The 26,227-nt window shown below is 57.3% G+C and carries 22 protein-coding genes and 3 pseudogenes; 12 read left to right on the top strand and 13 right to left on the bottom strand.

Features of this window, described 5'->3' with window-relative positions:
• Positions 1-174 precede the first annotated feature (174 nt).
• The gene (locus tag AKU79_RS19575; protein ID WP_050524618.1) at positions 175-360 is read left to right on the top strand and encodes an FCD domain-containing protein; all 186 of its coding nucleotides are present in this window, start codon (positions 175-177) and stop codon (positions 358-360) included.
• A gap of 7 nt (positions 361-367) precedes the next feature.
• On the opposite strand, the gene AKU79_RS16260 is transcribed toward AKU79_RS19575, so the two are convergent.
• The 8 genes from AKU79_RS16260 to AKU79_RS16225 all read right to left on the bottom strand — a co-directional run bounded on the left by AKU79_RS16260 (position 368) and on the right by AKU79_RS16225 (position 9,346).
• Positions 368-1,138: an SDR family oxidoreductase gene (locus tag AKU79_RS16260; protein ID WP_050524617.1), complete on the bottom strand. Its 771-nt coding sequence runs from the start codon at positions 1,136-1,138 to the stop codon at positions 368-370.
• A complete protein-coding gene (locus AKU79_RS16255) occupies positions 1,135-2,169 on the bottom strand; it encodes a (R,R)-butanediol dehydrogenase (RefSeq protein WP_050524616.1) in 1,035 nt (344 codons plus the stop codon). Before AKU79_RS16255 ends, AKU79_RS16260 begins: the two co-directional genes overlap by 4 nt.
• A 12-nt stretch (positions 2,170-2,181) precedes the next feature.
• Positions 2,182-3,279 (bottom strand): mandelate racemase/muconate lactonizing enzyme family protein, encoded by a 1,098-nt coding sequence (locus tag AKU79_RS16250; protein ID WP_050524615.1) that lies wholly within the window; start codon positions 3,277-3,279, stop codon positions 2,182-2,184.
• On the bottom strand, positions 3,276-4,277 hold the full coding sequence (locus AKU79_RS16245) for an ABC transporter permease (RefSeq protein ID WP_050524614.1): 1,002 nt from the start codon (positions 4,275-4,277) through the stop codon (positions 3,276-3,278). The genes AKU79_RS16250 and AKU79_RS16245 overlap by 4 nt, the downstream gene beginning before the upstream one ends.
• 2 nt (positions 4,278-4,279) lie before the next feature.
• Positions 4,280-5,260 (bottom strand): ABC transporter permease, encoded by a 981-nt coding sequence (locus AKU79_RS16240; RefSeq protein ID WP_050524613.1) that lies wholly within the window; start codon positions 5,258-5,260, stop codon positions 4,280-4,282.
• Positions 5,257-6,774, bottom strand: a complete 1,518-nt coding sequence (locus AKU79_RS16235; RefSeq protein ID WP_231580211.1) for a sugar ABC transporter ATP-binding protein — start codon at positions 6,772-6,774, stop codon at positions 5,257-5,259. The genes AKU79_RS16240 and AKU79_RS16235 overlap by 4 nt, the downstream gene beginning before the upstream one ends.
• A gap of 74 nt (positions 6,775-6,848) precedes the next feature.
• On the bottom strand, positions 6,849-7,823 hold the full coding sequence (locus AKU79_RS16230) for an ABC transporter substrate-binding protein (RefSeq protein WP_050524611.1): 975 nt from the start codon (positions 7,821-7,823) through the stop codon (positions 6,849-6,851).
• 53 nt (positions 7,824-7,876) lie between these two features.
• Positions 7,877-9,346 (bottom strand): aldehyde dehydrogenase family protein, encoded by a 1,470-nt coding sequence (locus AKU79_RS16225; RefSeq protein WP_050524610.1) that lies wholly within the window; start codon positions 9,344-9,346, stop codon positions 7,877-7,879.
• A 177-nt stretch (positions 9,347-9,523) separates the two neighbouring features.
• On the opposite strand from AKU79_RS16225, the gene AKU79_RS16220 reads away from it, so the two are divergent.
• The 3 genes from AKU79_RS16220 to AKU79_RS16210 all read left to right on the top strand — a co-directional run bounded on the left by AKU79_RS16220 (position 9,524) and on the right by AKU79_RS16210 (position 13,572).
• Positions 9,524-10,237 carry an FCD domain-containing protein gene (locus AKU79_RS16220; protein WP_231580210.1) on the top strand — a complete coding sequence of 238 codons (714 nt, stop codon included), beginning with the start codon at positions 9,524-9,526 and terminating at the stop codon, positions 10,235-10,237.
• A gap of 10 nt (positions 10,238-10,247) precedes the next feature.
• Complete coding sequence (locus AKU79_RS16215) at positions 10,248-11,864, top strand: GMC family oxidoreductase (protein ID WP_050524608.1); 1,617 nt, start codon at positions 10,248-10,250, stop codon at positions 11,862-11,864.
• Between the two features lie 295 nt (positions 11,865-12,159).
• The gene (locus tag AKU79_RS16210; protein WP_197087379.1) at positions 12,160-13,572 is read left to right on the top strand and encodes a sulfatase-like hydrolase/transferase; all 1,413 of its coding nucleotides are present in this window, start codon (positions 12,160-12,162) and stop codon (positions 13,570-13,572) included.
• Here the strand turns inward: AKU79_RS16210 and AKU79_RS16205 are convergent, their stop codons facing one another.
• Positions 13,573-14,505 (bottom strand): formylglycine-generating enzyme family protein, encoded by a 933-nt coding sequence (locus AKU79_RS16205; RefSeq protein ID WP_050524606.1) that lies wholly within the window; start codon positions 14,503-14,505, stop codon positions 13,573-13,575.
• Positions 14,498-15,253 carry a GntR family transcriptional regulator gene (locus tag AKU79_RS16200; protein WP_197087377.1) on the bottom strand — a complete coding sequence of 252 codons (756 nt, stop codon included), beginning with the start codon at positions 15,251-15,253 and terminating at the stop codon, positions 14,498-14,500. Before AKU79_RS16200 ends, AKU79_RS16205 begins: the two co-directional genes overlap by 8 nt.
• Before the next feature lie 42 nt (positions 15,254-15,295).
• Here AKU79_RS16200 and AKU79_RS16195 point away from each other — a divergent pair, with 42 nt between their 5' ends.
• From AKU79_RS16195 to AKU79_RS20065, 3 genes and pseudogenes are all read left to right on the top strand, one after another.
• On the top strand, positions 15,296-16,153 hold the full coding sequence (locus AKU79_RS16195) for an SMP-30/gluconolactonase/LRE family protein (RefSeq protein WP_050524605.1): 858 nt from the start codon (positions 15,296-15,298) through the stop codon (positions 16,151-16,153).
• Between the two features lie 157 nt (positions 16,154-16,310).
• A pseudogene (locus AKU79_RS19815) lies at positions 16,311-16,437 on the top strand (IS5/IS1182 family transposase); the annotation flags it as partial.
• A gap of 49 nt (positions 16,438-16,486) precedes the next feature.
• Positions 16,487-17,090, top strand: a pseudogene (locus AKU79_RS20065) (transposase); the annotation flags it as partial.
• On the opposite strand, the gene AKU79_RS19060 reads toward AKU79_RS20065, so the two are convergent.
• Positions 17,005-17,517 (bottom strand): fumarylacetoacetate hydrolase family protein, encoded by a 513-nt coding sequence (locus AKU79_RS19060; protein WP_231580223.1) that lies wholly within the window; start codon positions 17,515-17,517, stop codon positions 17,005-17,007. The pseudogene AKU79_RS20065 and the gene AKU79_RS19060 sit on opposite strands and share 86 nt — an antisense overlap.
• 283 nt (positions 17,518-17,800) lie before the next feature.
• On the opposite strand from AKU79_RS19060, the gene AKU79_RS16185 reads away from it, so the two are divergent.
• The 3 genes and pseudogenes from AKU79_RS16185 to AKU79_RS19055 all read left to right on the top strand — a co-directional run bounded on the left by AKU79_RS16185 (position 17,801) and on the right by AKU79_RS19055 (position 21,821).
• Positions 17,801-19,108 carry a malonyl-CoA decarboxylase gene (locus AKU79_RS16185; RefSeq protein ID WP_050524604.1) on the top strand — a complete coding sequence of 436 codons (1,308 nt, stop codon included), beginning with the start codon at positions 17,801-17,803 and terminating at the stop codon, positions 19,106-19,108.
• Positions 19,105-20,601, top strand: coding sequence for a malonate--CoA ligase (locus tag AKU79_RS16180; protein WP_050524603.1), 1,497 nt, complete (start codon positions 19,105-19,107; stop codon positions 20,599-20,601). Before AKU79_RS16185 ends, AKU79_RS16180 begins: the two co-directional genes overlap by 4 nt.
• Positions 20,602-21,066: 465 nt before the next feature.
• Positions 21,067-21,821 (top strand): annotated as a pseudogene (locus AKU79_RS19055) (IS5 family transposase).
• 374 nt (positions 21,822-22,195) lie between these two features.
• Here the strand turns inward: AKU79_RS19055 and AKU79_RS16165 are convergent.
• Complete coding sequence (locus AKU79_RS16165) at positions 22,196-23,146, bottom strand: SDR family oxidoreductase (protein ID WP_050524601.1); 951 nt, start codon at positions 23,144-23,146, stop codon at positions 22,196-22,198.
• 162 nt (positions 23,147-23,308) lie between these two features.
• On the opposite strand from AKU79_RS16165, the gene AKU79_RS16160 reads away from it, so the two are divergent.
• Positions 23,309-24,199 carry an AraC family transcriptional regulator gene (locus tag AKU79_RS16160; RefSeq protein WP_050524600.1) on the top strand — a complete coding sequence of 297 codons (891 nt, stop codon included), beginning with the start codon at positions 23,309-23,311 and terminating at the stop codon, positions 24,197-24,199.
• A 34-nt stretch (positions 24,200-24,233) separates the two neighbouring features.
• On the opposite strand, the gene AKU79_RS16155 is transcribed toward AKU79_RS16160, so the two are convergent.
• Complete coding sequence (locus tag AKU79_RS16155) at positions 24,234-24,920, bottom strand: rhomboid family intramembrane serine protease (protein WP_050524599.1); 687 nt, start codon at positions 24,918-24,920, stop codon at positions 24,234-24,236.
• Positions 24,921-25,008: 88 nt separating this feature from the next.
• On the opposite strand from AKU79_RS16155, the gene trpS reads away from it, so the two are divergent.
• Positions 25,009-26,052, top strand: a complete 1,044-nt coding sequence (trpS, locus tag AKU79_RS16150; RefSeq protein WP_050524598.1) for a tryptophan--tRNA ligase — start codon at positions 25,009-25,011, stop codon at positions 26,050-26,052.
• Positions 26,053-26,227 lie beyond the last annotated feature (175 nt).

The raw sequence follows: 26,227 nt of genomic DNA, 5'->3' as shown, positions 1-26,227 counted from the left end.
GCAACGGATCATCGACACGCGGCCTGCCGTGGCTGTTCGGAAACTAGGGCCGCAGACGCTCCATTTGAACCTCTATCAGCCAGAAAAGTTGCCCATTATCAACGCCGTCATTTCGGGAGCTTGAATCACGCAGCGAAGAGAGCCTCAGGCCCAACAATAGGTCCTAACCCGAATGTGTATGGCGCACAGCTTAAAATCAGGTCGACGCGATTTGCTGCAATCATTGCCGAGCACAGAGAGCTGATTGAGGCGTTCCGCGCCAATGACGTAGAACGCGCATCCCGCGCCATCCGCATCCATCTTGAGGGTTCCTTTGCCCAGATGTCACAACAGATGCGGATGATCGGGTTGTCGGATTAAGGCTGGATCACCGGCCCATCCAGCCGCCATCAACAAGCATCACATGGCCATTCATGTAGGATGACGCGTCAGATGCCAAAAACACTGCTGGCCCGCCGAAATCCTCGGGCTTGCCCCAACGACCAGCTGGGATGCGCGATAGAATTGCCGCAGATCGGTCAGAATCATTGCGCAGGGCTTCGGTGTTGTCGGTGTTGATATAGCCGGGGGCAATCGCATTGACGTTCACACCTTTGGCGGCCCATTCATTGGCAAAAGCCATTGTCAGCTGCCCGATACCGCCTTTGGAGGCGGCATAGCCCGGCACCGTGATACCGCCCTGGAAGGTCAGCAATGACGCGGTAAAGATGATCTTGCCCGACCCGCGCTTTACCATCGTCGCGCCGATGTCGCGCGTGATGATGAATTGCGCGTTCAGGTTCACTTCGATCACCTTATCCCACATTTCATCCGGATGTTCAGCCGCAGGGGCCCGCAAGATCGTGCCTGCGTTGTTAATCAGAATATCGATCTGCGGATGGTCGGCCAGCACTTGCGCGACAAACGCCTTTACTGCCGCGCGGTCAGAAAAGTCGCAGGCATAGCCCCAGAATTTGCGGCCCTGAGCCTCGACTGCGCGCGCGACATCTGACCCTGACGGATCAAGTGATGCGCTGACCCCGATGATATCGGCGCCAGCTTCGGCCAGTGCCTCGGCCATACCGCGCCCGATGCCGCGTTTGGCACCTGTTACAAGTGCAATTTTGCCTTTCAGGCTAAAGCGGTCCATTACAGTCATTCTGCGCCCTCGGTCATACGGATCATGGATTTCATGGCATTGGGGTTTCGGGTCAACGTTTCAAAGGCAGATTGTATATCTTCCAGCCCCTGAATATCTGTAATGAAGCTGTCGCAATCGACGACACCTTTGGCCAGCAAGGCCATCGCGGCATCGTAATCTTCGGGCCGGTAGACCCGCGCGCCGATCAGGTCCAGTTCCCGCCAAAAGAACTGGAACATATCAATCACAGGTTTGCTGGCATGGATCGCCACCATAACGATGCGGCCCCGCGTGGCCGCCGCCGCTGTCATCAGGTCAACACCGGGCTGCGTGCCTGACACTTCGAACACGACATCCATGCCCTTACCGCCCGTGGCCGCATGCAAAGCCTTGGCGACATCGCCATCCTTGGGGTTCACAACCGCAAAACCGATATTGCGGGCAAACGCGAGACGGTTTTCATTGATCTCGGATATTGTGACATTGGCCCCGGCCTCGCGCGCAACCATCGCAACCAGCATGCCGATCGGGCCGCCGCCAATGACCAGAACATCCTCACCCGGCTGCACCTTGCCGCGCGCCACATCGTGGCATGCTACGGCAAGCGGTTCGATCAATGCCGCATGCGACAAATCCAGATCATCGGGCAAGACGTGGATTGTATGGGCGGGTACGTTCCATTTTTGTTGAAACGCGCCGGGGCTGTCGATGCCGATGAATTTCAGTTTGTGGCAGATGTGATTATGCCCCGCATTGCAGGCCGGACAATCACCGCAATGATCCAGTGGGCGGACCACGATATGCTGACCGGGCTTGAGCCCTGTCACACCTTCGCCGACCTCAGCGATGATGCCTGACATTTCATGACCGATAGTGCGTTCGAACCCGACGCGCGCATCCATATGGCCCAGATAAATATGCAAATCGGTGCCGCAAATGCCGCAATAGGCGACATCGATCTGCACCTCGCCTTTGCCCGGCGGCGGCGTGGTGACGCTTTCAACAGTAAACGTCTTGTTGCCGCGATAAACGGCTGCTTGGCTGGTCATTAGGTTAGTCCTTTAGCGACGGAGTTGGTTTACGGCCTCAAGTTTAGGCCAGTCGAAAGAGACCCCTGTTCCGGGGGTGTCAGGGGCGATGGCAAGGTGGTTTTCCACCACCAGCGGACGCGTTGTGTAGGCGTCAATCGGGAAGGAATGCACCTCGATCCAGCCGGCATTTTTCTGGGCCGCAACAAGGCTGACGTGCAATTCCTGCATGCCGTGGCTGCACACTGGTACACCTGCCTTTGCGGCCAAAGCGGCGACCTGCAGAAAGCCTGTGATGCCGCCACAGTTTGAGGCATCTGGCTGGATGAAGCTCAGCTTTGATTGCGCGAAGGCATATTCGAATTCATGAATCGTATGCAGGTTTTCGCCCATGGCCAAAGGCATGCCGGTGGCAGCCGCGATCTGGCCATAGCCTGCGTAATTGTCGGGGATGATCGGTTCCTCAAACCACAGCAGGTTGAAAGGTTTGAACGCCTCTGCCGCAGCAATCGCCTGCTCTAAACCCATCGAATAATTAGCATCGACCATGAAGGCCACATCCGGCCCGATCAGATCGCGGACCGCTTTGATGCGGGCGATATCCTCATCAAGGGTGGGCTGGCCGATCTTGATTTTGACGCCGTTGAAGCCCCGATCAATATACCCGCGGACGCTGTCCAAGAGTTTGGGCAGTGGAAAGCCCAGATCTATGCCGCCGCAATAGGCCTTGCATCTGTTGCTTGCCCCGCCGGCCATTTGCCACAGCGGCTGGCCAAGCTGTTTGCCGCGCAAATCCCACAGGGCAATATCGACCGCCGAAATCGCAAAGGATGCAATGCCGCCCCGCGCGACATAATGCACATGCCACTGCATCGCATCATAGAGCGCCTCTACTTCTGTAGCATCTTTGCCGATCAGAAAGGGCGTCAGATCATGCCGGATCATCGCGGCAATCGCATAGCCGCCTTTGCCGCCGGTATAGGTGTATCCCGTGCCTTCCGACCCATCCTCAAGCCGCACTGTCGCGGTGATCAACTCGAAGAAATGATGATCGCCATGCTTGGCATCCACCAACACCTCGGCCAAAGGAACGTGAAACAGCTTAACCTCAACGCTTGCAATTTTTCTCATGCAGTTGCCCCCTTGGCTTTGCGCCCTTTGGTCATGCGAGACTGGAACAGGATGACTGCGAACAGGAACCCGCCCCGGATGACCATTTGCCAATAGGCGCTGAAACTGATGGTCCCACGCCCGTTCTCAAAATTCAGAATGTTAAAGACCAGCCCCAGCAACAACGCACCCGCAACCGTGGCAGGGATAGAACCAAGCCCGCCGGTCAATAGTGTGCCGCCCACGACGACCGAGGCGATTGCCGAAAGCTCCCATGCGATGCCTTCCAAGGGTTGGCCCGCGCCAAACCCCGAGGCCAGAATGACACCCGCCAAACCCGCGCAACCACCCGAGATCAGATAGACCAAAGCCTTGGCGCGGTTCACCTTTAGCCCCATCAAGGTTGAGGCATCCTCGCCCCCGCCGATCGCCAGAATGGTGCGGCCAAGCGATGTCGTTTCCAGAATGATCCAGAGGAATACCCCCACGATTGCCACAATAACGATCGACCAGGGGAACAGGTTGAACACCTTTTCCATACCCATTCGGGTAAAGTTCGACCCCCAATCAACTGCAATTGTGGATGCGCCCGAAATGACCAGCGCCCCGCCTTTGGCCCCCAGCATCGTTGCCAGCGTGGCAATGAACGGCGGGATGCGCAGAACGATGATGCAAAAAGCGTTCAGCGCGCCAAAGGCCACCCCGACCAGCACCGCCAGCGGCAAGGCGACCTCTAGCCCATAGGGTGAAAGATAGGCCGCGACCACCGAGGTAAAGGCGGCAACAGACCCGACCGAAAGGTCAATGCCGCCGGTAATGATGACAAAACACATGCCCATTGAAATTACGATGAACATCGAGTTGTAGTTCAGAAAGGAGCTGACATTATAGGCCCCGCCGAAATTGTCATAGCGCAGCAGCCCAAAGGCGATCAGGGCAAACAAGGCGATCCAGACCGCCACCGATTGCGAGTTGCGCGAGACGTATTTCCGCAGATCGAATGCATCAGAATTCAGCATCTTTATTCCTTTCGTGTCTGCTGGACATAGACGGCAGCCAAAATGATCCCGGCTTTGGCAATCAAGGCGACTTCGTCCTCTACCCCGTTGGCAAGCAGCGTGTATTTGACCAGCTGGATGATGACCGCGCCCAGAATGGCGCCAAAGATTGGCGCGCGACCGCCTTGCAACAACGCCCCGCCAACCACGGCAGCCGCGATTGCATCCAGTTCCATCAGGTTGCCATTGCGGGCAGCATCCGAGGCCGAGTTGATCGCGACGACGATCAGACCCGCCAGACCGGCAAGCCCGGCGCAAATCATGTAAACGCCGATCTTTACCTTTGTCACCGGCCCACCAGCCAAGCGCGCGGCCCGCTCATTCCCGCCAATGGCAAGGACGTAGCGGCCGAAAATGGTGCGGGAAATCACAAGGAACAAGATCACTGCGATAGCAAGCGCCAGCCAGCCCTGAAATGGCAATCCGAGAACTTTTCCTGTGCCAAGATAACTGAAGGATTTGTTGCTGAAGGTTTGCAAATTGCCGTTGGTCAAAACCTGCGCGATGCCACGGCCTGAAATGAACAAGATCAGCGTCGCAATGATCGGCTGCACGTTCAACACGGCAACCATAACGCCATTGAACATCCCACAAGCGCCCGCCACCAGCAGAGGCACAACAAGCGCCGCTGCAATCCCCAAGGCCGGATAGTCCACGCCGAATTGCGATTGAAAGATAAGCGGCGCCAAGGCCCCGGCCAGCGCCATGACGGCACCGACCGACAAATCAATGCCTCCGGTCGCGATAACGAGCGTCATTCCCATTGCCACAATCGCAATGGTGGCGACCTGGCTGATATTTACGAACAGCGTTTGCAATTGCAGGAAATTGGGCGTGAACAGGATGTTGAAGGCCAAGATCACGATCAACGCCACCACACCGCCATGATCGCGCAGCAATGGGCCAATTTGCAAAGAAGTCTGGGTCGGGTTTGATTGGCTCATGCCGTCACCTCATCCGTATGGGCAAGCGCCTGCACCAATTTGTGTTCTGTTATGCCGGGGTTTTTCAGCTCGCCAATAGAGCGGCCTTCGTTCAAAACCACGATCCGGTCCGCGCCTTCTACCAGTTCTTCAAACTCTGAACTGATCAGCACAACACCAAAGCCACGGTCCACATAGTCGCGAATAATCATCTGGATTTCCCGTTTCGCGCCAACATCGACACCGCGCGTCGGCTCATCAAGGATCAGGATGTCCGGCTCATTCGCCAACCAGCGCGCGAGCAGAACCTTTTGCTGGTTGCCGCCCGAAAGCTCGCGGATCGGTTGTTCCATATCGGCGGTTTTGATGCCCAGCGCGTCAATGTATTTTTGCACCAGCTGCCGTTCACGGGCGCGGTCAATCTGGCCATTGCGCGTCAGCTTTGGCAGCAGGGCCAGCGTCAGGTTTTCGCGCACCGACATGCCAGGAATGATACCTTCTGCCTTGCGATCCTCGGTCAGAAACCCGAGACCCGCGCGGATCGCCTCGGCAGGACTATTTGGCGCGCCTGCCCCTTTCAGGGTAATTTTGCCGCGTGTCAGGGCATCCACGCCGAACAGCGCGCGGGCGGCCTCGGTCCGGCCTGCACCCAGCAGACCGCCAAGGCCGACGATTTCACCCCGGTGCAAAGTCATGTCAAATTTGGACAGGCGCGGACCAGTCGCAATATCTTGGGCGGTCAGCAAAACCTCGCCTTGCTTGGCCGCACCGCCACCGAATTCCGTCATCCCCGCTTGTGCGATCTCGTCAGGGTCACGCCCCAACATACCTGCGATCAACTCCAGTTTGGTTGTCTCGGCCAGTTTGACGCAGCCAACAGTCTGGCCATCGCGCATCGTTGTCACGCGGTCGCAAATCTCAAACAATTCGTCCAGAAAATGCGAGACATACAGCACCGAGACACCGGCATCGCGCAGCCCCCGCACTACGCCAAACAAAACCTTCACCTCTGACGCATCCAGCGACGAGGTCGGTTCATCCATAATCACCAGTTTTGCATCTAGCGAGACCGCACGGGCAATCGCCACCAGCTGCTGGATCGCCGTCGAATAACTGCCGAGCGGCATTTTCACATCAATATCAATGCCAAAACGCATCAGTATTTCACGCGTACGCCGATGCGCTTCGCGCCAGTTGATGAATGTGCCCAAGCGTTTAGGTTCATACCCCAGCATCACATTTTCGGTGACCGAACGCAGTGGGACCAAATTTAATTCCTGATAGATTGTTGCAATCCCGGTGGCTTGCGCCTCACGCGGGGTGGTCAAGACACTCTCGGCCCCATTGAACAGTATTGTTCCCCCGTCGCGGTGATAGACCCCGGTCAACACCTTGATCATGGTGGATTTACCCGCACCATTTTGCCCGATCAGGGCATGCACTTCGCCGCGCTCGATCGCGATTGATGCACCTGACAGTGCAGCAACACCGTTGAACGCCTTTCGAATGGCGTTCATTTCCAATAGGGTAGTCATGGCCAAAATCCTTTTGCGCAGGGAAGCGGAAGGATTGCGCAGGGAGCAGCACAATCCCTCCGAACGAGCGTATCTTAGTACGCTTCTGCGATGTGATCGGCCGCGTTCTCTTTGGTGAAGATGCGGTCTTTCACTTGAACCCAAGGTTCAATCTTCTCGCCGGCGGCGTAGCGCTTCATCACGTCACAGGCCAACGGGCCAAAAAATGGCGAGCTTTCAACCGTCACGCCCATTTTGCCGTCAATGATGGCCTGAAGCGCGTCGCGGGTGCCGTCGATGGAAACGATCAAAACATCTTCGCCCGGTTTGCGGCCAGCAAGTTCCAGCGCCTGAATAGCCCCAATCGCCATTTCATCGTTATGGGCATAAACCACATTCACATCAGGATGCGCCTGCAACAGGGTTTCCATGACCTGACGCCCCAGATCGCGGGCAAAGTCACCGGTTTGGCTGGCGACGATTTCAAAGCGTGCATCAGCCGCAAGTGCGTCATCAAAGCCTTTTTTGCGGTCATTGGCAGGGGAAGAGCCTGTAGTGCCTTCCAGTTCTACAACCACGGCCTTTTCGCCTTTGAAATTCGCGATGGTCCATTCTGCTGCACGTTTCCCTTGATCAATAAAGTCCGATCCAAGAAACGCAACGTAATCGACACCGGCGACAGCGGCTGCCGGGTCAACAGAACGGTCGACCAGGAAGGTCGGGATGCCGGCAGCTTTGGCCTTTTTAACTGCTGGGATCAGCGGCTTTTCTTCGCGCGGCGGCAGGAACAACACGTCGATGCCTTGCGCGATCATGCTATCCACGTCGGCGACCTGCTTGGCGGCCGAGCCTGCCGCGTCCGTTGCAATCAGATCCCAGCCGCAGCTTTCGGCGGTATCATGGAACGATTTGGTTTCGGCGATACGCCAAGGGTTATTGGATTCCATTTGGGAAAACCCGACCTTGTACCGCTCTTTTTGGGCAAGCGGCGGCAGGTCTTGGGCAAAGGCCGTAGCTGAAAGGCCAAGGGCAATGGCTGTAACGCCCAGGAACAGATTTCTGCGTTTCATGTGTAGTCCTCCACTAAATGCGCGGGTTCTCCTCCCTGCGCGATTGTCTGGGGTTATCCCCAATTCAAATAGGTAGTCTGCTTGCGCAGATACCCGTCGAACCCGTATTTGCCGTCTTCGCCGCCAAGGCCCGATTGGCCCCAACCGGTGTGAAAGCCTTGAACCGCCTCGCCATTGGCGCGGTTCAGATAAATTTCGCCAAATTTCAGCGCATAAGGTGCGCGGGCGATGTCTTTCAGCGAATTTGTGAATAGATAGGCCGACAGGCCAAAGCTGGTGTCATTGGCATGGGCAATCGCCTGATCAAGATCGTCCACCCGTAGGGCTGTTGCCACGGGGCCAAAAACTTCCTCTTGGATCAGAGGCGAGCTGTTGGACGGCACCTCTACCACAGTGGGCGCATACCAGTGGCCTTTGGCGTAAATGCCGTCTTTCAGCGGACCACCTTTCAGCAATACTTCGCCCCCGTCAGCCACGCCACGCGCGACGATCTCACAGACTTTTTCAACCTCGGGTCCGCTGACCTTTGGCCCCATGTCCACAGCGCTCAGCGGGTCGCCAATGGTCAGGGCCCGCGCTGCATCGGTGAACTTGGCCAAAAATTCATCCGCAATCGCGCGGTGCAGATACATCCGTTCATTGCAGGTGCAAATCTGGCCGCTGTTGGTGAAACGCGCGGTCACGGCAGCTTTGACGGCGGCGTCGATATCGGCATCTTGCATGACGATAAAGGGCGCTTTGCCGCCCAGTTCCAGCCGGATCACCTTGATCGCATCGGCGCCGGCCCGATAAATCTCGCGTCCGGCCCTTGTGCTGCCGGTCATGGTGATCAGACCCGACAGCGGGCTTTCAACCATCGCCTGCCCGACCACCCGGCCGCGGCCGGTTACAACGTTAAAGATACCCGGTGGAAAGCCAACCTGTTCGGCCAACTGCGCCAATGCCAAACCAGAGAAGGGCGTGATTTCATGGGCGAGCAGCACAAAGGTATTGCCGGTCACCAAGGCAGGGCCCAGTTTGCGGGCGGCAAGGGCGGCGGGGTAATTCCACGCGGTCAGGCCGACAACCACACCGTAAGGATGCCGACGAATGTGGATTTCCTCATCACGGTTGTCCGACGTGATGATATCGCCTTCGATGCGGCGGGCATTATTGGCGGCATAGGTCAAAAAGGTGACGACCGCCCCAATTTCGTCCCGCGCCTGCGCCAAGGGCTTGCCTTGTTCAAGCGTAACGATGCGGGCAAGGTCTTCGGCGCGTGCGGCCACGGCATGCGCTAATTTCTGGACAAGCGCTGCGCGCTCAATCGGGGGCAATGCCGCCCATGCGGGCTGGGCGCGATGGGCTGAATCCAGCGCTGCCCGTGCATCTTCGGCAGTGCCATCGGGAATGCTGCCCAACAGCGCCTCATTTGCAGGGTTTTCGACCGCAATTTCGCCCCGTCCGGTGGCATAAACCCAAGCGCCATCGATGAACATTCTGGCGCTGATCTGTTCGTGCGTCGGCATTGAAAGGTTAAACATAGCGCCCCCATTTGGTATGACCAAACTTATGACTAATCGTCAAATCCTGTCAATGAATTTCTCTTAATAATTCGATTTTCCTTATTTGATAGGTTTTTCTTGCGTTTGATGCATAGTTTTGGTCTAATCATACATATCGTTTAATCATCCAAACGCCGCGCCATGCTTGGAGGCTTCGTGCAGAATCAGCCCAATCCGACAAGAGATTCCCGCGCTGCCGATGTTGTCATCAGGCAGCTGGAAGAACAGATCGTCTCTGGTGCGCTTCCCAACGGCAAGCCTTTGCCCGCCGAGCGCGATTTGATGGAAAATTTTGGCGCCAGCCGGACGGTCATCCGCGAGGCAATCTCGACGCTGTCCAGCCGCGGGTTGATTGAGAGCAAGCCGCGCTTTCGCCCGATCGTACGCAAACCTGATTATGAAACGGTGCTGCATGCCACAGGCAACATCGTGCAGCATCTTTTGACCGAACCGGGGGGCGTGAAAAACCTATATGACAGCCGCGTGTTCGTTGAGCGGGCTTTGGTGCGCGATGCCGCCCTTTCCGCCACCAAGGACGATATTGCGGCCCTCAAGGCATCGCTTGCGGCCAATCAAGCCTCTATTCCGGACTCGCTGGCCTTTTATCAAACCGATGTCGCATTTCATGGGGTTTTGTACAGCATCCCTAAGAACCCGATTTTCCCGGCGATTCATGCAGGTTATACCGCTTGGCTGGCACCGCATTGGGTAAAGATGATCCGTTCGCCCGAGCGCAATGAAATGAACTACAAAGCCCATCAAGCTATTCTGACAGCCATACTCGAGCGCGACCCCGCAGCCGCCGAAGAGGCATTGAAATCGCATCTTGTTGACGCATGGGATCACGTGCGCACGACCTTTTCGTCATAGGATTTTGAACATGACATACGATTACATCGTTATCGGTGGCGGCTCTGCCGGCTGTGTGGCCGCAGCACGTTTGGCCGCCGAGAGCGGTGGGCGCGTGTTATTGCTAGAGGCGGGCCACTCGAACCGGCACCCATTGCTGGATATGCCGCCCGGCATTTTCAAAATGATCAACGGCTCCAAATTCATGCGCTACCACAAAACGACGCCGCAGGCGCATCTGGACGGGCGCGTGCATGACATCCCGCAAGGGAATGTGCTTGGCGGAGGCTCATCTGTGAACGCACAGGTCTATATGCGGGGGCGGCCCGATGATTATAACGCGTGGGACGCCATTTTGCGCGGCAACAATGACGGGATTGGCTGGGGCTGGAAAGATGTTTTGCCGCATTTCAGGGGAATGGAGGGCAACAACCGTCTTGCGAATGCGCTGCACGGAACAGAGGGGCCGTTGCAGGTTTCTGACCCCGGTCATATCGATGATATGTCGCGCTGGTTCGTGCAAGCGGTGCAGACCTTGGGTGAACCCTTCAACCCTGATTTCAACGGGCCAAACCAGCGCGGCGTTGGGTTCTACCAATTCACCAACCGCAAGGGAAAGCGCAGTTCCGCTGCCTATGCATTCATCTCGCCGCAGTTGAAGAACCCCAAGCTGACTGTGCGCTTGGGGGCAGAGGTTGACCGGATCTTGATTGAAAATGGCCGCGCCGTTGGGGTTGCGTTCCGCGACAAGCAGGGCCAGCACGTTGCAAAAGCAAGCAGAGAGATCGTGCTTGCTGCGGGCGCCTTGGTCACGCCCAAGATCCTGATGTTATCCGGCATTGACCCTGCCGACCATCTGGCCGAACATGGCATTGACGTGCAGGCCGATCTTGCAGGCGTAGGCCAAAACCTGATCGATCACCCGGAGGTTCCGATCACTGCCTATGCCAACGGTCCCTATGGCTATTATAGGCAGGGCGACGGTTGGCGGATGCTGCGCAATGGTTTGCAGTTCAAGCTGTTCGGCACTGGCCCTGTAACCTCGGCGGGCGTCGAGGCCGGGGCCTTTGTAAACCCGGTGACGCCAGAGGCCCCCCCGACCATTCAGGCCTTTTGCGTGCCGATTGTCTATCTGGACCGCGACGCCCAAGACGCGCTGAAAGATGGTTATGGCATTACGATTACCACGGTTGTTGTAAAGCCGAAATCGCGGGGCGAGGTGCGGCTTGCCTCTGCCGATGCGGCTGCGATGCCAATCGTTTCGCCCAACTTGCTAAAACATCCGGATGATATGAAAACCATGGTAGAGGGGCAGCGCTTTTTTCTGCGGGCAATGGCGGCGCAGCCCTTGGCGCAGCGGATAAAAAACGTCGCTGTTCCCAACCCGGATGACACGTCAGACGCCGCAATGATTGCCCATTGCAAGCGTTTTGTGAAAACCAACTACCATCCGGCAGGCACTGCCAGAATGGGGGCGGATGGGGACCCGATGGCGGTTCTGGATGCACGGATGCGGGTACGCGGGATCGACGGCTTACGCGTGTGCGATATGTCGGCAGTGCCCGACATAAACGCAGGCAACACGAATGCGCCCGCGATGATGCTCGGCGATAGATGCGCAAGTCTGATCATGGGTAAACTGGGTTAGGCGCGCCTGCCCCGTTACCCAATCGATATTCCTGCAGACAACCATTTCACGATGATATTCGTGCCGCAGCCTTTGTCAGACGTTGCTGTATCGCGCGGCCATCAGCCCAATACGCGCATTCGCAGTGGCGCGGCCGAAAGTTATCTTCAAGGCCACATGCCGCGACGCCACTCGAACCCAATCAGCAACCACACCCATCACAAATTTCATACATTATTTTGCGATTTTAATGTTCGATATAGATTTTTCATCTGATTGGCGGCATAGAGATATGGCAACAAAAAGAGGTGCCGGGATGCCATCCAGAAAAAATATGCTGCTGTTTGTGACGGATCAATGGCGCTGGGACACGCTAAACCAGCCGGGACACCCTGCGAAACTGCCAAACCTTCATGCCTTTGCACAGGAGTCCACGACTTTCATCAACGCCTTCACCCCGGTGCCGCTGTGTACGCCAGCACGCGGCAGCCTGTTCACCGGCAAACTGCCGCACCAACACGGCGCTGTGGACAATGTGCAGGGGCGGTCCTTCTATCCAAAGGGCAAGCTTCATCCAGCGCAGGTCACGTTTCTCGAACGGTTGCGCGATGACGGTTATGCGGTGTCCTTTATCGGCAAGTGGCATCTGGGGGATCGGACTTTGCTGGAAAGGGGGATTGCCGATACCGCGCTCAGTGATGGCGGCGATATGGACCTTATGCAAACTGCCGAAATTACCTTTGGCGCGCCGCGCAAATCCCCTTATTATGCGACAATTACCGATGGAATCGCATTGGACGAGGCAAGGGTGAACCTTGCCATCGACAAGCTTGCATCACTTGCGGCCTCGGAACGTCCTTTTTGCCTTGTCGTTTGCCTGCACGGACCGCATTTCCCGCACCACGTGCCGCAACAATACGTTGATCTTTACAATGATTTGCCTGCGGATTTCATGCCCGAGAACTGGTGCCCGCAATTCTCGGAACAAGGAAAGCCAGCGGCACAAGGGGCATTCTATTGGCCGTGCCAGGACACATCACACATGACGCAGGACGACTGGCGCCGCACTGCACAGCATTACTGGGGCTTTTGTTCGTGGATCGATGCGCTGTTCGGGCGGCTGCGCACAGCCGTCAGCCGAAATGGGCTGGATGACAACACACTGATAGCCTTTACAGCTGATCACGGCGAGATGCTCGGCGCGCATGGGTGGTTCGACAAAGGGCCGTTCTTTTATGATGAGGTTATCCGTATCCCCATGATCCTTCGCGATCCTTTGGCCGACCACGCGACTGTGCGCGAAAATTTCGTCAGTTTTCACGACTTGTTCCCTACGATGATCGACCGTGCCGGAAACGGCGCAATGCTGACCAAAGCCGAACGTTCGCGATCATTCTGGCGTTCGACGGCAGACCACGCCTTTCTGGAATACGATGCCTATCAAGGGCGACAGTTCCGGTTTCGAGGCATCCGCGATGTGCGCTATAAATATGTCTGGAGCCCGCATGACATTGCAGAGCTGTACGACCTTGAAACCGACCCACAAGAACGCAGCAACCGCGCAGGCGAACCCGCACTGACCAAGGTTCAACAGGCGTTGCATGACAAACTGTTCGACTGGATGCGGACAGAAGGCGATTGGCTGGCCGGCCCCGGCCATCACCCGCCGGTTGGCAGTTATATCGACGGCCGCGACGCGACCGAACAGCACGACCACGGCCCGATGTAATTACGGCGCGCGATCATAAACCACACGAAACCCCGTATGGCCGCTTGTGCTGTCCGGGGTATTTCCGGTTCGGGCTGCAATACGGTAACGGTAGCAATAGCTGCGATGGCACAGAAACGACCCACCCTTGAGCAATTTCTGCCCCTTTGCCTTGGCGTTGAGCTGCCTTGCCGCGCGCGAGGCGCCGCGCACCACGAACGGCTCGGCAGTCCATTCCCAAACATTGCCGACCATTTGGTGCAACCCGTAGCCGTTCGGTTCAAAGACCAAGACGGGCGCGGGGGCAGTAAAGCCATCGGCACCGGTATCACAGTTCGGGAAACGGCCCTGCCAGATGTTGACCAGATGCGCGTTCTCGTCCGAAGGCTCATCATCGCCCCACGGGAAAGGCACATCGCCAAGGCCGCCGCGGGCTGCATGCTCCCACTCGGCCTCTTTGGGCAAGCGCCCTTCTGCCCAAGTCGCGAAAGCGCAGGCATCTTGCCAGGACACATGCGTCACAGGCAACGCGTCTTGCGCGTCCATCCCTTGCGGTCCAGTTGGCCGCGCCCAATGCGCGCCGTCGATCCGCCGCCACCATTCCAGCCCTTCAATCCCAAGCGAGCCTTCGCCATTGTCCGGCAAATGGCTGTAAAACACGAAAGACCAGCCCCATCTTTCGGCGACAGTGCGATAGCCGGTCGCGGCCACGAATTGCCGAAACTGCGCGACGCTGGTTGCGCCCTTTTCCCACCATAAATCCCGGAGGCGTTTGCGAATCAACGGGCCTTCGCCGTCTGCGATGATCTGCGGCCGATCAGTTCCAACAAGGGCAACGCCCCCCGGCACAGGAACACAGTTGCGCAGATGCACGCCGGAATTGGCCGCCAGAAAAGGCGCCGCCAGACCTGCGCTGCGGCCCCGCGAAGGCGCGCAGCAGCCGATCTTACCCATTGCGACCGCGCCTGCGCATCTGGTCGATCCGCAACTGATCTACCACATGGCGGCCGGCGTCTTGAATATGTTGGTTCAGCACCGTCACGGCTTGTTTCACATCCTTCGCCTTGATGGCGTCAATTAGGGCGCGGTGCTCGTGGATGATAGCCTCTTGTCGCCCGATGGCAATCGGAACGCGCGTGCTGATGGAGCCCAAGATTTCGCGGTGTTGCTTCCAGACACCAAAGGCAACGCGGTTGTAGTGGCGCTCATACATGTATTCGTGGAACGCGTGATTTAACTCGGTATGCCGCGCCTTATCGGAAAAATTGAGCGTCTCAATTTCCGACTGGATGCGTTCCAACTCGGCAATATCCTCGGCGCTGGCCATCGTGGCAAACAGTTTCAGCAAATAGGGTTCCAACTGATAGCCTACTTCTGCCACGTCGCGCACGAACTCCATATCGATGGGCCGCACGCGCGCGCCCTGATTGGGAATGAACAGCACCAGCCCTTCGCCGCGCAACTGCTGCAGCGCCTCGCGGACAGGATTGGTCGAGGTGTTGTGCTGCTTCGCCAGATCCGAGATCTTTAGCCGCGCGTTTGCTTGCAGCGCGCCGGACAGGATGTCATGGCGGATCGCGTCATAGATCGAGCCTTGCGAAGCATCTACCTCGTCTGCGGCAAGGGCAATGGGACCGAATGTGCTCATAAGATCTTCAACCAAATATTCTGGGGCTTTAAGGCTGGCCACCTTATCGCGCATGATTTATATAGATTCGTACATTATTTTTACGAAAGTGCCAAGATGATCTTACCGATTTGCGCAGATGCCGCCAAGGCCGGATGCGGCGAGGGACTGATTTGGGATCCAGACCGTTCCCGCCTGTGGTGGGTCGATATCTCTGGCGAGGCTTTGCACTCTTATGACCCCGCGACAGGGCGGGCCACACGCCTTGCCTTGCCATACCTGATAAGCGCATTGGCACTGGATAAGCGCGGGGGGCTGCTGATTGCCACAAAGCACGGGCTGGGGCGGGTCAATCCCACGACCGGCGAGATCGTTGCTCTGCACGACCCTGAGCCCAATATCCCCGGCAACCGCCTGAACGATATGATCGCCGGACCGGATGGGGCGCTCTGGGTTGGCACGATGTCCGAAGGTGCAAAGGGCGCGACTGGCGCGCTTTATCGCTATCGGGGGGGCCGACCAGATGTGATGATGACCGGAACCACCATTTCAAACGGGCTTGCCTTTAGCCCGGATGGCAAGCGGATGTATTTCATCGACAGCGTGCCAGGCGTTTTGCACCTATACGAAAACGACAGGTGGCACGTACTTCGTCGCTTTGATGACAGTACTGGAAAAGCGGACGGAATGACCGTGGATTCACACGGAACGCTTTGGGTTGCGATTTGCGATCGCGGGCAGGTTCTGGGCATGACGCCAGAGGGCGAGGTCACGGCGCAGATTGACGTTCCTTGCCAGATCGAGACCAACTGCACCTTCGGCGGACCGGACCTGAAGACGCTGTTCATCACCACTGGCACCTTTAGCATGAGCGCAGCCGAAAAAGCCGCCAACCCGCAGGCTGGCGGCCTTTTTGCTGCACAGATGGAAGTAGCTGGTTTGCCACCCTACCGTGTAAACTGGCCGACCGAGTAAGCCATTCGCCCCGCCATTTCCAGTTTGGCGAGGCGAAATATCAGCGCATGCGCAGGCCGCTCTCTGCGTCAAACACAAGCGCTGCTGCAGGGTCGAACGCAATGCGCAACCGCCCGCCATCGGTCGGACGAGAGGTTCCGCGCAATTCTACCACTACAGGATGAGACTCGGTCTGGCCGTCGAACACTGCGAACAGAAGTCCGTGATGATCGACACAACCTACTTCAATGCCCACCGAACGGGGTCCAGCAAGGGCGTAAAAGGGGCGCGACCGCCTGATTGGCTGAACCAAAGACTGTATGAACACCTAGTTTCACGCCATCTGCGACAGCGAAGGACGCCCTGAAGGCGATGCCAATCAAGACGGACCGGCGGGATGCCGAGGGCATTGCGCGCCTGCTTCACCTTGGCTGGTTCCGGCCCGTTCACTGCAAATCCGTCTCGGCGCAAAAGGATCGTGCCGTGCTCGGGGCCTGAAAGGGCATCCAGCAGGCTATGATTGACCTGGAAATGTTTATGCGTGGGCTGTTGCGGAGCTTTAGGTTGAAAGCTGGTGCCATCTTTCGGGACCGCTATGAACACCGATTTCACGAGTTGGCGCATGGCAACTCAATGCTGGAAGCCGCGACAGGTCCTATGCTTCTGGCACGGGCATCCTTGCGAAAGGAGCTGGCGGGATTGGAACGCCTTGCCCGCCAGATGGCTCTGGATACCCCTGCATGTCGTCACCTTATGTCGATGCTCGCTCTCGGGCCATTTCTTTGCAATGCCCTGCCGGGCAACGGGAGTGGGAGCTGTTGTCGCGCTAACCTACAGATCAGCCGTCGATGATCCCAGCCGGTTTTCATCTTCTAAGAGTATTGGCCCGTGGGTCGGCATGACGCCATCACGCAACCAGTCGGGCGAACGCGATGTCTCAGGCAGCATCGTGTTGGCAGCCATCGCGCTGACCACGGACCGAAACATGCACCCCGAGGTGAACTCAGGCGAAGGCCGCGGAGAAAGCAGGACGGCTGAGAAACTAGCTGTGATAAAATCCGCAGTGACGCGGTCGGAAGCGTATATCCAAAGGCCCGCGATTGGGACGTCCCTGTTAAGGAAGTTTTGAGTTTAGACCTTTGCAGGATTGCAGCCCCAACGCCATTATCGATTTTCAGCCCGGAAGCGCTTGCGGGCAGATCTTTTGGGGCGACCACAAGAGGGCCAATCGCGCCGGTTTGGTCAAAGGTCTTGCCCGGCGTCCGTTGGTGGGTTTTACGTTGGCAGTCGCGCAAAGAGCCGTCGTTTAACACTTTATAGGCAAACACCTGGTCGAGCGCGTTTTCTTCAGTAATATAGCGCCCAATTTTACCAATGATGATCATCAGCGCGGCCGCATTAAGTTCGCCGGATTCTGAAACGTCGTAGCCGCCTATCCGAATGTGTACGATACAGCTCACGCTAGGGCATAGACTTTTTCCCGACGCTGCATCCGTCATGTTTTGGTCTTTGGCGTCCTTGATCAGGTAGACACCGTGTCGCCTGCAGTATTTGCCGATTTTTATTAACACGGACAAATAATATCGATTTTTATTGTCAAGAATTTCTGAATCTGTTTACATACGATAAAATAAATGTGCCCATGCGCATGAGACAGGGGTAGGCCCAATGCTTCAGTCCAACTTTCTGACGGACCTATTGGCGACAATAACCAACCGTGCGCAGCAGGCAACCACTGCCCGCGATACCCGCCCGATTGAACAGCTGTGCGAGGTATTACTGTCTGATATCGGTGATGTCTCGGCCACCAAGGTTGCGCGTGCGATTTTGCAGAAATACCGTGGCCTTGATGCCGGTCAGCGGGCCGACTTCTTTCGCCATTTGGCCGATGGCTTTGATATCGACCCCGAAACCGTAGTGGCCCTCGCGCAGCGTTACGGCAAAACCCGCGCGCCCCAAGATCTGGCCGCGCTGATCACACAGGCCGAACCGCGCCGTCAGGAAATATTGCGCCGCCTGAACCGGATTCAGGGGGCTACCGCCGATCTGGTTGCCATGCGCTGCGATCTGTTCGAAGCAATGCGCAACGAGCCGTCTTTGGCCCGCATCGATCTCGATTTCGCGCATCTGTTTGCGTCTTGGTTCAACCCCGGCTTTCTGGTGCTGCGGCGGATCAACTGGAACAGCCCGGCGAATATCCTTGAAAAGATTATCGCCTATGAGGCCGTTCATGCGATTGACAGCTGGGAGGCGTTGCGCCTGCGTTTGGTACCCGAAGATCGCCAGTGCTACGCCTATTTTCACCCCTGCATGCCCGAAGAACCGCTGATCTTTGTCGAAGTGGCGCTGACCAATGGCATCCCCGGGAATATCCAATCCTTGCTGGCCGAAGATCGCGCAGCCGCCTCGGCCCAGCAGATGGATACGGCGGTGTTCTACTCGATCTCGAACTGTCAGGCGGGCCTGCGCGGCATTTCCTTTGGCAACGCATTGATCAAACATGTGGTCGAGGATCTGTCGATCAGCCAACCGCAGCTGAAAACTTTTGTCACCCTCTCGCCGATACCCGGCTATCGCGCGTGGCTTGACGGCCAGCTGGAAACCCTGCCCGTGGCCGAGGCCAAGCCGCTGCGCGCGGCTCTGACGCACCCCGACGACAAAAGCACAGCCCTGCTGCGCCGCTATATCGCGCATTATCTGGTGCATGAGAAACGGCCCGATGGCAGCCCGGTCAATGCCGTGGCGCGGTTTCATCTTGGCAATGGCGCGATCGTGCAAGAGGTTCATCCCCACGGCGATACGTCCGAAAACGGGCAGCGCGGGTCTTATGGTGCGATGGTCAACTACCTCTATGACCCCGCCAAAATTGACCGTAATATCGAAGGGTTCACAACAACCGGCACTATCGCCACCTCGCGTGCCATCACAACCCTACTTAAATCCGCCCCTATCCAGACAAGCAAGGCTGACACATGACCAACGTTTTGTTCGACCCCCTTTTTGGCCGCCACACCGACAGCACCGCCCCCTTTATGTTTGTCGAAGGCGGGGGCACGCTGACCTATGGTGCGTTTGTCACATTGTCTGCCCAGCTTGCAAACGTCTTTGCGGGGCTTGGCTTGGCCAAGGGCGACCGGGTGGCGCTGCAGGTGGCCAAGTCGCCAATGGCGCTGGCGGTCTATGCTGCCTGTGTGCGCAGTGGTTTGGTGCTGTTGCCGCTGAACACGGCCTATACCACCAGCGAGCTGTCGTATTTTCTGGGCGACGCCGAACCGCGCTTGGTGATCTGCGCCGGCAAGGATGCCGCAGCGATGACCGAGATTCTGAACGGCGCAGCCTTGCTGACGCTAAATGCCAATGGCACTGGCAGCCTGTCAGATGCCGCCGCCATAGCCGCCGAAAACCATGATGTGGTGGCTTGCGCGGCAGGCGATTTGGCGGCAATTCTGTATACATCCGGTACCACTGGTCGGTCAAAAGGTGCGATGCTCAGCCACGCAAACCTGCTGTCAAACGCCACGGTGCTGGCCGATCTGTGGCAGTTTACCGACAAGGACGTCTTGCTGCATGCTTTGCCAATCTTTCACACGCACGGGCTGTTTGTTGCGGTGAATGTTGTCGCGCTGACCGGCGGCGCGATGATTTTCCACGCGGCTTTCAAACCCGAGGCCGTGCTGGCCGATCTGCCACGCGCCACGGCCCTGATGGGCGTGCCAACCTTTTACACGCGGCTGCTGGCCGAACCTGCGTTTACCCGCGATGCAGCCGCCCATATGCGGCTGTTTGTATCGGGCTCTGCCCCGCTTTTGGCCGATACCCATACGCAGTTTGAGGCCCGCACCGGTCACCGCATTCTTGAACGTTATGGCATGACCGAAACCAACATGAACGCATCCAACCCCTATACGGGTGAGCGCCGCTCCGGTACCGTTGGCTTTGCCTTGCCCGGCACCGAAATCAAGATCACCGACCCGAACACCGGCGCCGAATTGCCGCAAGGCGAAACCGGCATGATCGAGGTGCGCGGCCCTAACGTCTTTGGCGGCTATTGGCGGATGCCCGAAAAGACCGCCGAAGAACTGCGCGAAAACGGCTTTTTTATCACCGGTGATTTGGGGCAGATTGATCCAGACGGCTATTTGATGATCGTCGGGCGGCAAAAAGATCTGATCATTTCGGGCGGCTACAACATCTATCCCAAAGAAATCGAGGTTCTGCTTGATGCCTTGCCGGGGGTAAACGAATCCGCAGTGTTCGGCGTGCCGAATGCGGATTTTGGCGAAGAAACCATCGCCGTCGTCGTGCCGGAAACCGGCATCACGCTAGACCCGGCCGCGCTGCTGGCAGAAATCACGCCACATCTGGCACGGTTCAAACATCCTCGCAGATTAGAGATCGTCCGAGACCTACCGCGCAACACAATGGGCAAAGTGCAGAAAAACATCCTGCGAAAAACCTATTCCGGCTGAAAACCGGAGGAGGGTACCAAGCTGAAACCCAATCATTTTGAGTGGGAAAAGACGTAGCCCAACTTGAATCCACTCTTTGCAGCGGCCTGGCCTGCACGGCACTGCAATTACCGGCCATGGCGGCCAATACTGATGGCCCGCCGGTATTTTGGAAAGTTTCGCTGCTCGGAAACGCGCGTGCGTTGACTAATGGCATGGCGACCCTGTCAAATTGGGCGGCAGAGGAAACCGATGGTAAATTCCAGATTAAGATTCTCTGTGCGGATCATCTTGGGATCAAGACTTCGGTAACGGGGACGTCCCAGTCAAGGGCTTTTGGACCTACGCATCCGACCCCGTCACTGCGGATTTGATCACAGATTGTTTCCAGGGTCAGGACTCATTCATTCCCGTTTGTCGGCGCACTTCATCGCTGGAAAAGCGAGCAGTGACACGTCTGACCTCTTCTGGCTGAGCGACGCGCAGATGGCGCGCCTTGAGCCCTACTTTCCCAAGTCCCACGGCAAGCCTCGCGTTGATGACCGGTGTGTTTTGAATGGAATAATATTTATCAATCACAACGACTTACGATGGTACGATGCACCGAGTGCATACGGGCCGCACGAGACACTCTACAACCGTTGGAAGCGGTGGAGTGACAAAAGTATCTTCGCGCAGATCATGGTGGGTCTGGCCGCGGAGCACGGCGAGGAGAAGACGGTCATGATCGACACGACCTATCCGAAGGCACACCGGACCGCGACCAGCATGGGCATCAAAAAGGGGGGCGTGGCCGCCTGATCGGCCGGACGTAGGGCGGCATGAACACGAAGCTTCACGCAATTTGCGACAGTCAGGGCAGGCCTCACCACCTCTTCGTCACGGCGGGCCAGGTCAGCGATTATATCGGCGCGCGGGCTTTGTTGAGCAGCTTGCCGAATGTCGATTGGCTGCTCGGCGACCGGGGCTATGACGCGGATTGGTTCAGAGAAGCATTGAAAGGCAAAGGCATACGAGCCTGCATCTCTGGTCGGAAACAGCGGAAGAAGGCTGTGAAGTACGACAAGCGCTGATACAAACGGCGCAATCGGATCGAGATCATGTTCGGCAAACTGAAGGATTGGCGGCGTGTGGCGACCCGATACGATAGATGTCCGAAGGTCTTTCTGTCAGCAATCGCTGTCGCGGCCATTGTCATCTGCTGGCTTATAAACTCAATGAGTCCAGACCCTAGGCATTGATGATTGCGCTGTCGATCTCCGGCCTTGCGGCATGGTTTGGCGTGACGCATTTCTAAGGACTTGCGCTGTCTACACCTTGGTCAAGCCGTTCAACGGTTCCAAGAGCTTGGCAGAGACGAAAACGCAGGTGGCTGGTCAAAGGGCAGCGGTCTTTGGCGGAACTTCTGGCGTCTGCCTCGCTGCTACGAAGCCGTTGTTTCAACAGTCGCCGTTTACGTGGTTAATTTTTCAATGACGTTCTCATCTGTGCCTCTACATGTCTTTCTCGATTTTGAGGTTCGAAATGCGTCCCATTTTGGACGCGGCGTATCGCGGACTGCCCCCCGGTGCGGCACCCTTCGGAACCGCGCCGAGGGGGGCATCAGAGGCCTTTATTACGGCCTCCACTCGAACCCGACTTCCTGTTCGGAAAGCGCCCAAAGCCGCGTCATGACCGGCTTGTCATGGGCATGCGCGTGCAAAGTGCCTTTGCCAACCGGACCAACAAACTCCATGCGGCCGGTGGGGCCATATAGCGCCCGCTGCTGAAGGCCGGTTTCGGTTGCGCACATCACCTCAGGCCACGCGCCTTTTTCAGCCGATTGCACCATAGGCGACAGAGACATCAGGCCAAACAAAATTCGCGTCGCAAGGTTGCCGCTGGTTGCGATCAGCGAGGTCCGGGATGAGCCGGGGTGGCAAACATAGACCTGTACATCCGTCCGGCCCGCCGCGGCCAAGCGATCCTGCAGCTCATAAGCAAACATCATCTGCGCCAGCTTGCTTTGGGAATAGGTCTTGTTCTGATGGTAATTTTTGTCCCAGTTCATGTCGTCGAACTGTATCGTTTTGATACCCATATTGTAGCCAAGACTGCTAACGACCACAATTCGGCCCTTCGTTTCCGCGATCCGTTCGAACAGCAGGCCACACAGCAGAAAATGACCATAATGGTTGGTGCCCAGCATGCTTTCAAAGCCATCCACCGTAAGTTTCTGGGTCGGCACTTGCGCGATGGCAGCATTGCAGATCAGGGCGTCGATCCGGGGAACGGTCTTTAGCACTTCCGCTGCCGCATCGCGCACACTGGCAAGCGAAGCAAGGTCCATGCGGATGAAGCTGACATCGGACTTGGCACCAAACTCTTTTTTCAGGTCCACGACCGCTGCCTGCGATTTCGCGGCCGAGCGATTAAGCATCACCACTTTGGCACTTTTTTTGAGAAGCGTACGCGCGGCTTGAAAGCCTGCACCTGCATTCGCACCGGTGATAAGGTAGGTCTTGCCCGTAAGGTTGCCAAGGCGCTCTGGGGTCCAGCCATTCGGGCCGAATGTGTTGTCTGTCATTTTCGCTTTCCTGCCAGCCCTGCTGGCTATTTTGGTATCGCTATGTTCTACAAGGGCAAATAATGCTCGTAAGCGATCTGAAACAGGCGCATTTGTCGCTTATACTTGCCTGATTGTATCATCCCCGTTGCACAGCCTCACTTTCCTTGGCAACTTGGCGCCATGAGCAAAGCCCGGATAAAACACCTTATCGAACGCCGCCTGCCCAAGGCTGGCCTTGTGCAAACCGCGCTGAAAGGGGTGCAGCTGTTCCGCGTGACCGAACCCGTACCCTGCGTGCCTGCAGTGTATACGCCCACTGTCGTGGCAATCGTCAGCGGGACCAAAGAGGCCGTCCTGGACGGGCAACACCACCGCTATGACAGCAGCCGATACATGCTTTGCCCGATGACCCTGCCGGTCGAGGCGGGTTCGCCGCAAGCTTCGCCCGAAAACCCGCTCTTGGGTGCCATGATTGCATTAGAGCCGCACGTGATGCGGGACCTCGCCATTGAGATAGAGAGTGCAATCGGCACCGCCCGCAAGTCTGGCACTATGCCACCACAGTCACTGGCGTTGGCAGGCTGGGATACAGGCTTTACACAGGCACTGCTTCGGCTGCTGGAACTGCTCGACAATCCTTTGGATGCCAAAGTGCTGGGGCCCGGACGCCTGCGCGAGCTTTACTATGCCGTGCTGAATGGCGAGGCAGGGGCTGCTGCGCGCCGCGCCTTTGGCGTCGGCAACGAAATCGCACGTACCATCGACTACCTGTCCGCCCACCTGAACGAGCCTGTCACCATCGACGATATGGCCAACCACATCGGCATGAGCCGCGCAGTGTTTCACCGGCGGTTCAAAGAAGCTACGACGATGTCGCCGATCCAGTTCATCAAATCGATGCGATTGAACAACGCCGCGATGAGGATCGCCGAAGGCAAGACCGTGAACGAGGCGGCATGGGACGTGGGCTATGCCAGCACGTCGCAGTTCAGCCGCGAATTCAAGCGCCTGTATGGTCAGTCGCCACGCGAATGGGGCCATGCAGTCCAGGTTCCTGCCAGACTGCTGTAGGGCGCGGGCACTTAGCAGTCAAACGGGCCGCCCCTCAGCGTTCCCGTATCTTCTGCCTTACCCGTGCCCAGCCGCCGGGGCTGACGACGAATGACAGGAAAAACCCTGTAAAGAACCCTGCAAGTTCGGCGACCCAATCCCAGCCGCCGCCGAACAGCACGCCGAACAGCAATTGAATACCCATCAACATGCCGATCAGCGAGAAGGCGCGGTATTGGCTGCTGCCGGTGCCTGCGAGGTTGGTCCACAGCAAAAAGGTGAATGCGCCGATAAGCCCGTAGACGGGGGGGTAGCCGCCGATCAGGGGGATGTGGATGAAGGGCAAGGCGGTGTAGGTTAGGGCGCCTGCAAGCGATGCGCCGAAGAATACGACCAACACGGCCCAAGGTTTGAAAACCTCACCCACCATCTTGCCAAGTGCCAGCAGGAATACCACGACGAACAAAGCGTGGGTAAAGTTAAGGTGAACAATCGGGTAGCTGACAAGGCGCAGCAGATGCTCGGGCGGGTAATAGTTGGTTTCGATCATCTGGCGCATGAAATCGGGCGAGAAGGCAAAGCGCTGCACGGCGTCCTGACGCCAGCCGATACCTGTGGCACCACCGACAACGCCGGCCGAGGCAAGGCTGAGCACCAGTTCCATTGCAATGATTGGCAGGGCCAGCAGCCAGATGACGGCGGGCAGCGGGTTTAGCGGGGCGGCGTTATGATCAGTTTGCATCGTGCCTCTTATACTCGGGGTCTGATTGACGCCCCTTTGCGGCAAGGGTAAGCCAGTCGGAACGTAATTTCCAGATGGAGTATTCCTTATGGCCGAGCCGGTCCAAACGCCTCATGCCTTTCCGACACGCATTTTCTCGGGGATCCAGCCTTCGGGTGGGTTGACGCTGGGCAACTACCTTGGCGCGCTAAAACGGTTTGCAGAAAAGCAGGATGAGGGAATTGAAACGGTTTACTGCCTTGTCGATATGCATGCGATTACGGTGTGGCAAGACCCGGTAAAGCTGCGCCAGCAAACGCGTGAGGCGGCGGCAGGGTTTATTGCCTCGGGTGTGGACCCTGCACGATCGATCCTGTTCAACCAAAGCCAAGTGACGGCACATGCCGAACTGGCATGGATTTTCAACTGCGTGGCGCGGATGGGCTGGATGAGCCGGATGACGCAGTTCAAGGATAAGGCCGGCAAGAATTCGGAAAACGTGTCTTTGGGGCTGTTTGCTTACCCCGCGCTGATGGCGGCCGACATTCTGGCCTATAAGGCGACGCATGTACCGGTGGGTGAGGACCAAAAGCAGCATCTGGAACTGTGCCGCGACATTGCGGCCAAGTTTAACAATGATTTCGGCGTTGATTTTTTCCCGATCACCGAACCGGTGATTGAAGGCGCCGCAACGCGGGTGATGAGCCTGCGCGATGGCACCAAAAAGATGTCAAAATCCGATCCGTCTGACCAAAGCCGGATTAACCTGACCGATGACGCCGATATGATCGCGAAAAAGATCAAAAAGGCCAAGACGGATTCCGAGCCTTTGCCAAGCGACCTGGAGGGCCTGAAAGACCGGCCCGAAGCGCGAAATTTGGTGAATATCTACGCCGCGCTGGCGGGGATGAGCGCGGAAGATGTGATACGGGAACATGCCGGCGCGCAGTTTGGCAGCTTTAAGCCGGCGCTGGCCGATTTGGCCGTGTCGGTGATGGGGCCGATTACCACCGAAATGAACCGCCTGATGCAAGACACCGCCGAGATTGACCGGATTTTGGGCGAAGGTGCGGTGCGCGCCGATGCCATTGCCCGCCCGATTGTGGATGAGGTTTATGACATTGTAGGCATGATCCGGTCGCGCAAAGGCTGAATGCCAAAAATATTCTCTGCGCTGTAACCAAGGTAACAGCACAGGGGGCGCGGGGCTGACAGAATCGGGGTGCGGCAAATTTTGGGCCGTGTTGGCTCGGTCCCCCCTGCGCAAGCAGGTAGAGCTAACAATGTTTCGCCTCCGGGTCTGTCCTTGGGCCCGGAGGTAATTTTAT

Source organism: Pseudorhodobacter wandonensis (assembly GCF_001202035.1).
In the GTDB taxonomy this organism is placed as follows: domain Bacteria; phylum Pseudomonadota; class Alphaproteobacteria; order Rhodobacterales; family Rhodobacteraceae; genus Pseudorhodobacter; species Pseudorhodobacter wandonensis.
This window is presented reverse-complemented; position numbering and strand designations above follow the sequence as displayed.

Excerpts from the sequence above, each read along its gene's own strand:
- AKU79_RS16260 (WP_050524617.1), bottom strand. The coding sequence starts at position 1,138 with ATGACTGTAATGGACCGCTTTAGCCTGAAAGGCAAAATTGCACTTGTA.
- AKU79_RS16255 (WP_050524616.1), bottom strand. The coding sequence starts at position 2,169 with ATGACCAGCCAAGCAGCCGTTTATCGCGGCAACAAGACGTTTACTGTT.
- AKU79_RS16250 (WP_050524615.1), bottom strand. The coding sequence starts at position 3,279 with ATGAGAAAAATTGCAAGCGTTGAGGTTAAGCTGTTTCACGTTCCTTTG.
- AKU79_RS16245 (WP_050524614.1), bottom strand. The coding sequence starts at position 4,277 with ATGCTGAATTCTGATGCATTCGATCTGCGGAAATACGTCTCGCGCAAC.
- AKU79_RS16240 (WP_050524613.1), bottom strand. The coding sequence starts at position 5,260 with ATGAGCCAATCAAACCCGACCCAGACTTCTTTGCAAATTGGCCCATTG.
- AKU79_RS16235 (WP_231580211.1), bottom strand. The coding sequence starts at position 6,774 with ATGACTACCCTATTGGAAATGAACGCCATTCGAAAGGCGTTCAACGGT.
- AKU79_RS16230 (WP_050524611.1), bottom strand. The coding sequence starts at position 7,823 with ATGAAACGCAGAAATCTGTTCCTGGGCGTTACAGCCATTGCCCTTGGC.
- AKU79_RS16225 (WP_050524610.1), bottom strand. The coding sequence starts at position 9,346 with ATGTTTAACCTTTCAATGCCGACGCACGAACAGATCAGCGCCAGAATG.
- AKU79_RS16215 (WP_050524608.1), top strand. The coding sequence starts at position 10,248 with ATGACATACGATTACATCGTTATCGGTGGCGGCTCTGCCGGCTGTGTG.
- AKU79_RS16210 (WP_197087379.1), top strand. The coding sequence starts at position 12,160 with ATGCCATCCAGAAAAAATATGCTGCTGTTTGTGACGGATCAATGGCGC.
- AKU79_RS16205 (WP_050524606.1), bottom strand. The coding sequence starts at position 14,505 with ATGGGTAAGATCGGCTGCTGCGCGCCTTCGCGGGGCCGCAGCGCAGGT.
- AKU79_RS16200 (WP_197087377.1), bottom strand. The coding sequence starts at position 15,253 with ATGCGCGATAAGGTGGCCAGCCTTAAAGCCCCAGAATATTTGGTTGAA.
- AKU79_RS16195 (WP_050524605.1), top strand. The coding sequence starts at position 15,296 with ATGATCTTACCGATTTGCGCAGATGCCGCCAAGGCCGGATGCGGCGAG.
- AKU79_RS19060 (WP_231580223.1), bottom strand. The coding sequence starts at position 17,517 with ATGATCATCATTGGTAAAATTGGGCGCTATATTACTGAAGAAAACGCG.
- AKU79_RS16185 (WP_050524604.1), top strand. The coding sequence starts at position 17,801 with ATGCTTCAGTCCAACTTTCTGACGGACCTATTGGCGACAATAACCAAC.
- AKU79_RS16180 (WP_050524603.1), top strand. The coding sequence starts at position 19,105 with ATGACCAACGTTTTGTTCGACCCCCTTTTTGGCCGCCACACCGACAGC.
- AKU79_RS16165 (WP_050524601.1), bottom strand. The coding sequence starts at position 23,146 with ATGACAGACAACACATTCGGCCCGAATGGCTGGACCCCAGAGCGCCTT.
- AKU79_RS16160 (WP_050524600.1), top strand. The coding sequence starts at position 23,309 with ATGAGCAAAGCCCGGATAAAACACCTTATCGAACGCCGCCTGCCCAAG.
- AKU79_RS16155 (WP_050524599.1), bottom strand. The coding sequence starts at position 24,920 with ATGCAAACTGATCATAACGCCGCCCCGCTAAACCCGCTGCCCGCCGTC.
- trpS (WP_050524598.1), top strand. The coding sequence starts at position 25,009 with ATGGCCGAGCCGGTCCAAACGCCTCATGCCTTTCCGACACGCATTTTC.